Source organism: Alterirhizorhabdus solaris (genome assembly GCF_007785815.1).
Taxonomy (GTDB): Bacteria; Pseudomonadota; Alphaproteobacteria; order Sphingomonadales; family Sphingomonadaceae; genus Alterirhizorhabdus; species Alterirhizorhabdus solaris.
The window spans coordinates 1-2,893 of the sequence record NZ_VNIM01000185.1 but is presented as its reverse complement, the minus strand read 5'-3'; the positions used below and the strand labels follow the sequence as shown (position 1 = coordinate 2,893).

Below are 2,893 nucleotides of genomic sequence, written 5' to 3'. Positions count from 1 at the left end.
CAAGGGCTTCGAGGCGCGGTTCGAGTGCGCGCGGGTGAACCCGCAGGCCGGGTGCAGCCCGGTGGAGCCGGCCACCGTCCGCTTCACCGCGCCGATCCCGCTGGAACAGGCGCGGGCGATCCGGCTGGAGGTGGCCGGCAGGTCGATCGCCCCCGCGCTGGAGAAGGAACGCGCCGCCACCGTCCGCGAGGTGAGGTTCGCCGCACCGTTGCCCGCCGACGTTGCCGGACAGGTGGTGCTGCCGGCGGGCGTGGCGGACGAGAGCGGCCGGCCGCTCGCCAACGCCCGCCGCTTCCCGCTGGCGGTGCGGATCGACGCCGCGCCGCCGCTGGTGAAGTTCGCCGCCGATTTCGGCATCCTCGAGGCGGGCGAGGGCGGCGTGCTGCCCGTCACCGTGCGCAACGTGGAGCCGACCCTGCGTGGATCGACGCTGGCGGTGGGCGGCAAGGTGGCGCGGATCGCGGGCGACGACGGCACGATCGCGCAATGGCTGCGGCGGATCACGAAAGCGGCGGCCAATGACTTCCGCGAGGAGGCGCGTGGCGGCAAACAGGTGACGGTCAACCACACCGGCGATCGTTCGATCCTGAAGGGGGTGGGCGGCGCGAACCCGCTGTCCCTGGCGCTGCCGGGCAAGGGCAAGGCGTTCGAGGTGGTCGGCGTGCCGCTGAAGGCGTCGGGTTTCTATGTGGTGGAACTGGCCAGCCCGGTACTCGGCCGCGCACTGCTGGGGCGCGATGCGCCGCGCTACGTGGCGGCGGGCGCGCTCGTGACGAATATGGCGGTGCATTTCAAATGGGGCCACGGCACCTCGCTGGCGTGGGTCACGGCGCTGGACAGCGGCCGCCCGGTGGCGGGCGCGGCGGTAAGCGTGACGGACGCCTGCTCCGGCCGGTCGCTGGGCGACGGCACCAGCGACGCGCAGGGGCGGCTGGTGGTGCGCGGCCTGCCCGAACCGCGCAGCTACGCGGATTGCGACGACGGCGACGGCCACCCGCTGATGGTGTCGGCCCGTCGCGGCGGCGATTTCAGCTTCACCATGACGCAATGGGGCGAGGGCATCCGCCCCTATGATTTCGACCTGCCGTTCGGCTGGAGCGCGCCGGAGGATATCTTCCACACCATCCTCGATCGCACGCTGATGCGTGGCGGCGAGACGGTGCATATGAAGCACGTCGTCCGTCGCCCCGCCGCGCGTGGCTTTGCGCTGGCGGGCGCGATGCGCGGCACGCTGCGGCTGGCGCATCGCGGATCGGACACGGTGTTCGACCTGCCGCTCACGATCGGCGCGAACGGCATCGGCGAAAGCGAATGGACCGCGCCCGCCGGCGCGGCGCAGGGCGATTACGACATCCGCTTCCTTATCGGCGACCGGACGATCTTCACCGACCAGTCGATCCGGGTGGACGAATATCGCCTGCCGACGATGCGCGCGACGATCGCCGGGCCGAAGACGGTGGCGATCCGCCCGGCCAGCCTGCCGGTCGATCTCTATGTGGGGTATCTCAGCGGCGGCGGCGCGGCGGCCATGCCCGTCACGGTGCGCACCGCCTTTGCCGGGGACGAGGGCGCGCCGAGGGGGTGGGACGGCTGGACCTTCGGCGGCCGCGCGATCCGCGAGGGCGTCAGCCCGCTCGACGGCGACGGCAACGCGATCGCCCCGCCGCTGCCATCGGCGCAGACGCTGCCGGTGACGCTCTCGGCGCAGGGCACCGCGCGCATCGGCCTCGACATGCCGGGCACGCTCGACGGCGCGACGATGGTGTCGGTCGAGATGGACTATCAGGATGCCAACGGCGAAACCCTGACCGCCGCCACGCGCATCCCCGTGCTCCCCGCCGCCGTGCGGGTGGGGGTGAAGACCGACGGCTGGCTGATGAAGGACGACGACCTGCGGCTGAAGCTGGTCGTGCTCGATCCGGCGGGCCGGCCGGTGAAGGGCCGCAAGGTATCGGTCGCGCTCTACAGCCGGGAAGTGCTGTCGGCGCGGCGGCGGCTAATCGGCGGCTTCTACGCGTTCGACAACAATGCGCGGGTGACGAAGCTGTCGGCCTCCTGTTCTACCCGCAGCGACGCGCAGGGGCTGGCCCAATGCGCGCTCGATCCGGGCGTATCGGGCGAGGTCTATGCCGTCGCCACCGCCGAGGACGACGCCGGCAATGTCAGCCGCGCCGTCACCTCGGTGTGGCTGGCGGGCGACGACGACTGGTGGTTCGGCGGCGACAACGGCGACCGCATGGATCTGGTGCCCGAGCAGCGCGAGTACAAAGCCGGGGACACCGCGCGCTTTCAGGTGCGGATGCCGTTCCGCGCCGCCACCGCGCTGGTGACGGTGGAGCGCGAGGGCGTGCTCTCCAGCTTCGTCACCGACCTGTCCGGCAAGGATCCGGTCGTGTCGGTGAAGCTGGGCGCGGGGTATGCGCCCGACGTCTATGTCTCGGTGCTGGCGGTGCGCGGGCGGGTGGCGGGGTGGCGCCTGTGGCTGGCCGATTTCGGCCGCCGCTGGAACCTGCCCTTCTTCAGCCGGGAGGGCGCGCGGCCCACCGCGCTGGTCGATCTCGCCAAGCCCAGCTTCCGCCTGGGTATCGCCAAGATCTCGGTCGGGTGGGAGGCGAACCGGCTCGATGTGGCGGTGCGCCCCGATCGCGCGACCTATCATGTGCGCGACGTGGCGCAGGTGGCGGTGCAGGTGAAGGACGCCGCCGGCCGCGCGCCACCGGCCGCCGAGATCGCCTTCGTCGCGGTGGACGAGGCGCTGCTGCAACTCTCGCCCAACCCGAGCTGGAAACTGATCGAGGCGATGATGGGCGAGCGCCCGCTCTCCGTGCTGACCGCCACCGCGCAGACGCAGGTGGTGGGCAAGCGCCATTACGGGCGCAAGGCGGTGGCGGTC

At 72.1% G+C, this 2,893-nt stretch carries 1 protein-coding gene; it reads left to right on the top strand.

The genetic code is table 11. From position 1 onward, the window contains the following. A partial coding sequence (locus FOY91_RS21035; protein WP_238995833.1) for an MG2 domain-containing protein occupies positions 1-2,893 on the top strand: 2,893 nt, incomplete at both ends.